Origin of the sequence: Vibrio sp. MED222 (genome assembly GCF_000153005.1) — a bacterium.
In the GTDB taxonomy this organism is placed as follows: Bacteria; Pseudomonadota; Gammaproteobacteria; order Enterobacterales; family Vibrionaceae; genus Vibrio; species Vibrio tasmaniensis_A.
In genome coordinates this window covers 490,380-497,057 of sequence record NZ_CH902606.1, presented here as the reverse complement: position 1 = coordinate 497,057, position 6,678 = coordinate 490,380, and the positions used below count along the sequence as shown (strand labels likewise).

General features: G+C 45.0%; 6 protein-coding genes and 2 pseudogenes. 6 read left to right on the top strand and 2 right to left on the bottom strand.

Annotated features, from left to right (window positions below; all coding sequences use genetic code 11):
• A pseudogene (locus tag MED222_RS22265) lies at positions 1-162 on the top strand (helix-turn-helix domain-containing protein); the annotation flags it as partial.
• Positions 163-314: 152 nt separating this feature from the next.
• Here the strand turns inward: MED222_RS22265 and MED222_RS19355 are convergent.
• Positions 315-1,466 (bottom strand): MFS transporter, encoded by a 1,152-nt coding sequence (locus tag MED222_RS19355; RefSeq protein ID WP_009845388.1) that lies wholly within the window; start codon positions 1,464-1,466, stop codon positions 315-317.
• On the opposite strand from MED222_RS19355, the pseudogene MED222_RS22800 reads away from it, so the two are divergent.
• From MED222_RS22800 to MED222_RS19365, 3 genes and pseudogenes are all read left to right on the top strand, one after another.
• Positions 1,466-1,674: pseudogene (locus tag MED222_RS22800) on the top strand (hypothetical protein). The gene MED222_RS19355 and the pseudogene MED222_RS22800 sit on opposite strands and share 1 nt — an antisense overlap.
• 88 nt (positions 1,675-1,762) lie before the next feature.
• Complete coding sequence (locus MED222_RS22705; protein ID WP_261879051.1) at positions 1,763-1,885, top strand: hypothetical protein; 123 nt, start codon at positions 1,763-1,765, stop codon at positions 1,883-1,885.
• Positions 1,886-1,915: 30 nt separating this feature from the next.
• Positions 1,916-3,565: a GMC family oxidoreductase gene (locus MED222_RS19365; protein WP_009845386.1), complete on the top strand. Its 1,650-nt coding sequence runs from the start codon at positions 1,916-1,918 to the stop codon at positions 3,563-3,565.
• 145 nt (positions 3,566-3,710) lie between these two features.
• Here the strand turns inward: MED222_RS19365 and trxC are convergent, their stop codons facing one another.
• Positions 3,711-4,145: a thioredoxin TrxC gene (gene trxC / locus MED222_RS19370; protein ID WP_009845385.1), complete on the bottom strand. Its 435-nt coding sequence runs from the start codon at positions 4,143-4,145 to the stop codon at positions 3,711-3,713.
• Positions 4,146-4,267: 122 nt separating this feature from the next.
• Here trxC and MED222_RS19375 point away from each other — a divergent pair, with 122 nt between their 5' ends.
• A complete protein-coding gene (locus tag MED222_RS19375; protein ID WP_009845384.1) occupies positions 4,268-5,365 on the top strand; it encodes a ketoacyl-ACP synthase III in 1,098 nt (365 codons plus the stop codon).
• 120 nt (positions 5,366-5,485) lie between these two features.
• On the top strand, positions 5,486-6,678 hold a 1,193-nt coding region (locus MED222_RS19380), incomplete at its 3' end, for a glycosyltransferase (RefSeq protein ID WP_009845383.1).

The following is a 6,678-nucleotide window of genomic DNA, read 5'->3' as shown; positions in this document are numbered from 1 at the left end:
CGAGGGAAATTGTTCAGTGTCGGGCAATTGAAGAAGATTGGCTGGGAGAATGGGTCAGTCACTAACTCGTCAGTGATTGTTGCGATATCTGAGATCAGATCACTATTCGGGGATGGCCTAATCATTACCATTACTGGTGAAGGCTACATATTTCAGCCTTAACCTGAAGAACACCTCTATTTTTAGTATTGATGCTTTTGTCGACTTTTGCTCAGAAGTCATCAAACAAAAAGAGCTCTTCGTTAGACGGAAAGTCATAACTAAGAGCTCTAGAGGTAACTATCCTACCTGAGGAGGATAGTTGTCATTCGAACTTACTCGCCTGCAATCTGTAGAGGAGAGCGTTTTAAGCTAGCAATCAACATGTAGATCGTTGTAGCGAGTAGAGACGCGAACAGGTAAGTGAATAATCCCGCTTGTGAATCCATAAAGCTATCTGCAACCAATGGTCCTGCGACTGAACCGATGCTGTAACACAACAACATAACCTGAGTCACTGAGACCAAGTAGCTCGGGTCTAAGTTACGACAACCCAAGTTAATCGCGATTGGGTAAAGTGCAAAAGTCGCCATACCTAACACAAACAAGCTCATACCAAGAACATAAAAATCATGGTTAATCGTTAGTACACCAATGCTTGCAACCCCTAGTAAGCAGAACAGCGCCATCAATAACACTTGTCCTATGTGATGAGATAACCATGTCACCATTGGTTGAACGGCCATACCACCCATAATCACTAACGCCATCAAACCGCCAATATCTTGATGTGCGATGTTGCGTTGAGCAAGCTCAACAGGCATCAGCCCGTAAATAGATCCAAGTGTTAATCCAGATACAATACAGCCAATCAAAGCGCTGTGGCTCAGTTTGCTGATTTGCTTTAATGATAAAGACTGCGCATCGTGAATTTGTGGTGCTGTCGCTTGTCCGTACATCAACACAATGATTGCACCAAACAACAAGGTGAACATTGCAATGAAAGGTACGCCACCTGTAATACCAAGGTAACCGATGCCGAGTTGGCCAACGGCAGAGCCGCCGTATAGCGAACACATGTAAACGCCTAAGCGTTTCGCGCGCTGAGATTCGTCACCGCTCATTAACCAAGACTCTACAATCACGAAGATACCTGCAACCGCTACACCAGCGACAAAGCGGGCTAATAACCATACCGCTTGATGTGGGATGAGTGGTAACACAAGGATCGTTACGATAAAAATAGCCAGAGCGATAACAAACGCATCTCTGTGACCAACACGTGCAATCGCACGTTCAATCAATAACGTACCGGCTAAAAGCCCTGCATAGAATGCACTCGCCAACCAACTCGATAGAGTTTTGTCTAAGCCATACTCAGACAACATTAATGGTAATGAACTCATTAAATAGCCTGAAGCGATCGCGTAAAAAGACAATGCAATAACCGGAACAGTTATGCGAGTTGTTGGTTGGATGTTGTCCAATGCAGGAGCCTCTAAATAGTGAAAGAAACGATGAATTTTCCGCGACTATGGGGGAGAAACTGAATTGGGTAAAACGAATAAAAATAGTCGTTAAGATAAAAGAAATTTATCGAGATCTTGAGCTAAAATACCATAGCGGAATTTACGATTTGGCGAGATTTTATGCGGTCAAAAAGCCATTAGGATTATGTTCATTATGGTTTTGTAAGCGATACAATCATCCGCGTAGGTCATCCGTGATGGTTGTTGATCATCACGATAATTCAAGCGAAGAAAGTTAAGCTCATTGGTGCTTCATGAACATACGTAACGTCGTAGAGCAGGCCAGAGAGGAATGGTGTTGTGTTCAACTTGATGATTACAAATACCTGCGTAAAATGTTCATTCGTATGGTGTTATCAATCACGGCAATAGCGTAAACGAGAGTTACACCCAATGGAGATAGGCAAATGGATAGTTATGATTTTATTGTTGTTGGCGGGGGCTCGGCAGGATGTGTAATGGCTGCAAGGCTGTCTGAAGATCCCAATGTCACGGTTTGCCTATTGGAAGCAGGTGGTAAAGACACAAGCCCATTAATCCATACACCCGTAGGTATAGCCGCGATGATGCCAACTAAGCTAAACAACTGGGCCTTTGAGACCGTTGAACAGCCGGGTTTGAATGGTCGTAAAGGTTATCAACCAAGAGGTAAGACACTTGGTGGGTCTAGCTCTATCAATGCCATGATGTACGCACGTGGACACCGTTCCGACTACGATACATGGGAAAGCTTGGGTAATGCAGGTTGGAACTATGATTCGTGTTTGCCTTACTTTAAGAAAGCGGAAAATAACGAAGTTCACCAAGATGAGTTTCACGGCCAAGGTGGTCCTCTGAACGTGGCTAACCTTCGATCGCCAAGTCCGATGTTGGAACGTTACTTAACGGCGTGTGAGTCGATAGGGGTTCCCCGTAATGAAGACATCAACGGTGCTGCTCAGTTTGGGGCGATGCCGACGCAGGTAACCCAGTTGAATGGCGAACGGTGCAGTGCTGCCAAGGCTTACTTAACGCCAAACCTTTCGAGACCAAATCTTACGGTCGTGACCAAAGCAACCACACATAAAGTTTTGTTCGAAGGTAAGAAAGCGGTCGGAGTCGAATATGGCTTTAACGGACAGCGTTATCAGATCCAATGTAACAAAGAGGTGATTCTATCTGCTGGTGCATTTGGTTCTCCCCAGTTGTTATTACTGTCTGGTGTCGGTGCTAAAGACGATTTGGAGGCGCATGACATCGAGCAGGTTCATGAGTTGCCTGGAGTGGGCAAGAACCTCCAAGACCATATCGACTTGGTGCATTCGTACAAGTGCAGTGAAAAGCGTGAAACTTTTGGTATCTCGCTACAAATGGCCTCTGAAATGACCAAAGCTCTGCCGCTATGGCACAAAGAACGCCGTGGCAAGATGAGCAGTAATTTTGCAGAGGGGATAGGTTTTCTTTGTTCCGAAGATCATATCGCGGTGCCGGATTTAGAGTTTGTATTTGTGGTCGCTGTTGTCGATGACCATGCAAGAAAAATCCATACCAGTCATGGTTTTACGTCTCATGTCACCTTGTTGCGTCCGAAAAGCAACGGCAGCGTAACGCTCAATAGTAATGATCCTTATGATCCGCCTAAGATCGATCCTGCGTTTTTCAGTCATCCTGAAGATATGGAGATAATGATTAAGGGCTGGAAGAAGCAGTATCAAATGTTAGAGAGTTCGGCGTTTGACGACATCCGTGGTAATGCTTTCTACCCAGTAGACGCCAGTGATGACGAGGCTATCGAGCAAGATATTCGCAACCGTGCAGACACTCAGTATCACCCAGTCGGGACCTGTAAAATGGGCCCTAACAGTGATTCATTAGCCGTGGTAGATAACAATCTGAAAGTCTATGGGTTGAATAACTTAAGAGTTATTGATGCTTCTGTGATGCCGACATTGATTGGGGCAAACACAAACGCGCCAACCATTATGATTGCCGAAAAAGTCGCAGATCAAATCAAAAAGGAATACAGACTAGGTAAGCAAGAGTCTAGTATTCGAGCGAAAGGCGAAGCTGTGGTTTAATTCAAGAAGTTGAGTGATAACCATAAATAAAACAGTAGGTTAGATAGTCTTTGTTTGATAAGACTCTCTAACCTATTTTTGTGTGCTTACTTAGAATAAAGCAAAAGTTAATTCAATCGCTTAAACGATAGCTTAAATAATAGTGTTACTTGGTTAGAGCTTGATTAAGCCATTGATCAAATTGACCTTTTGGTAATGCACCGTTAATCGTATCGACACGTTTACCATCTTTAAACACCATCACGGTTGGAATGCTTCTGATTTGGTACATCGCGGCAAGCTGTTGCTGAGCTTCAGTATCAATCTTAACGAATCGAATATCTCCTGAACGCTCTTTAGCAACGTCACTGAACACTGGCGCAAAGCCAACACATGGGTTGCACCATGTTGCCCAGAAATCGACAACCACTGGCTGTGAACTATTCAAAATAGATTGGAAATTAAGTGACGTTCCCTCGATAGGAGCGCCATCGAGCAATGCTGTTTTGCATTTACCGCAGGTTGGGCTTTCTGAAATTTTTTCTGAAGGAACTCGGTTTACGCCATTACAAGAAGGGCAACGTGTGTTGAATGTAGACATAACTTTCTCTTTTTATTGTAACTCCGTGTCTAACGCGATTTACGAATCACGCACGGAGCGCTTATACTGTTTAAAACTAGAATACGATACTTAAATAAAAACAAACAATAAATAGGTAAATGATGACAAAATTTTACGCCGAAATTACTGGCTGGGGAAAGTGTCTACCACCAGCCGTGCTGTCCAATGATGATCTAAGCACTTTCATTGATACGTCTGACGAGTGGATTCGAACTCGAACTGGTATCGAAAACCGTCGTATCAGTCATGTAAATACCTCTGAGTTAGCGACTGTTGCTGCTCAACACGCAATGGCGTGTGCTGGTCTTACTGCCGAAGATATCGACCTCGTGATCATCGCGACGTGCAGCCCAGATTCCCTTATTCCAAATACTGCGTCTAAAGTTCAACAGAACCTAGGCATCAAGAGCGCAGCGGCTTTCGACCTTAACGCAGCGTGTACTGGCTTCATCTATGGCGTTGAAACCGCAACTCGACTGATTCAAGCGGGCAACTACCGCAATGCCATTGTTGTGGGTGCAGAACGTCTTTCATTCTTCATCGACTGGACCAAGCGTGATACTGCGGTTCTATTTGGCGACGGCGCAGGTGCTGTGGTTCTATCTCGCACTGAAGAGCAGGTTGGCTTACAAGAAGCGAAAATCGGTTGTGACGCCGAAGGCCGTGACATTTTAGCGGTACCAAAATTCGGTACTTCTATGGATCGCTTTGCTGCAGATAATGGCTACTGGGACTTTGATTTCGTAGGTAAAGAAATCTTCAAGCGTGCAGTGAAAGGCATGGGCGCTGCGGCACACACAGTATTAAGCCGTACTGGCATCTCAACCGACAATATCGATGTTGTGATTCCGCACCAAGCCAACATCCGAATCATCCAGACCTTGTGTGATATGGCGGGTATTGAGCGCGAGAAAGCGTTTGTTAACATCCAAAACTACGGCAACACATCCGCAGCGACTGTGCCAATTGCACTGTGTGAATCATTAGAGCAAGGTTTTGTTAAACCTAACTCAAACATCCTTGTGGCGGCATTCGGAGCCGGTTTAACTTGGGGCGCTGGTCATATTAAATGGGGTAGCCGAGTTGAACCGTTAGGCCAATCGGACGCTAAGCTGCCAGAAGCGGATAAATCTGCTTTAGAGCTTTTAGAAAGAGCCATTTTACACTGTAAAACGCGGCCTAACTCAGAAAGTGAGTAGCGGAGTATGGTACGAGTTCGCCTTTTAAGTCGGATTCGCCCCATGATATAAATCGACCACCATAGTGCTCGTTTAATTAGGGACTGATCTCGTCCCTTTTGTTATTTCTTAGGAAGTGTTTTGAAGAAAGTTTTAGCAATTGGCTACGTTTGGCCAGAACCGAATTCATCGGCGGCTGGCAGCCATATGATGTCTCTTTTACGCCTGTTCAAGAGACAAGGTTGGTCCGTTGAATTTGCAACGCCAGCTCAAGAAACCGAGCACATGATCGATCTCTCTGAAGAGGGCATCACGAGCCAATCTATACAGTTAAATTGCGATAGCTTTGACCTGTACATCGAAGAGCTGCAACCCGATGTCGTGATGTTTGACCGTTTCATGATGGAAGAGCAGTTTGGTTGGCGTGTCGAGAAAGTATGTCCGAATGCCTTTAAATTACTGGATACCGAAGACTTACAGTTCCTACGTAACGCGCGCCATGAAGCGGTTAAGAAAGAGGCTGAACTGACCAAAGCGCATTTGTACAGTGACTTAGCGAAACGTGAAATTGCCGCAATCTTACGCTGTGATCTTTCGTTGATCATTTCAAGCTACGAGATGGATCTGCTTCAATCTGAGTTCAATATCGATCCAAAACTGCTTCATCATTTGCCGTTCATGGTTGATCTTAATACACTTCCTGAAAGCACGAAAAGCTTTGAAGAACGTAAGCATTTCATGACGATAGGTAACTTTAGACACGCACCGAACTGGGATGCTGTGCTTCAGTTACAGAAGATTTGGCCGAAGATTCGCAAGCAGTTACCTGAATCCGAACTTCATATTTATGGATCTTATCCGCCGCCGAAAGCAACGGCTTTGCACAACCCTAAAACCGGTTTCCATATCAAAGGTTGGGCGAAAGACGCTCAAGAAGTGATGGAGCAAGCTCGTGTGTGTGTTGCACCACTCCGATTTGGCGCGGGCATTAAAGGCAAGTTGCTTGATGCGATGAAGTTACAAACTCCGAACGTGACGAGTGAAATCGGCAGCGAAGGCATGTTACCACAAGGAGAATTGCAATGGCCGGGCGCAGTGGCTGATGATATCGACGAGTTTGTTGAACAAGCTGTCGGTTTATACAAAGATGAAGAGAAGTGGCTTAAAGCACAAAGCCAATGTCATTCAATCCTTGAAGCGCACTACGAGCAGAATCAACTCGGCGACACATTGATTGAGCGATTAACGGCGTTAGAGTCCGATCTTGAATCTCATCGACTGGATAACTTCTTTGGTTCGATGCTTAAGCACCACAGCATGGCGAGCACCAAGTA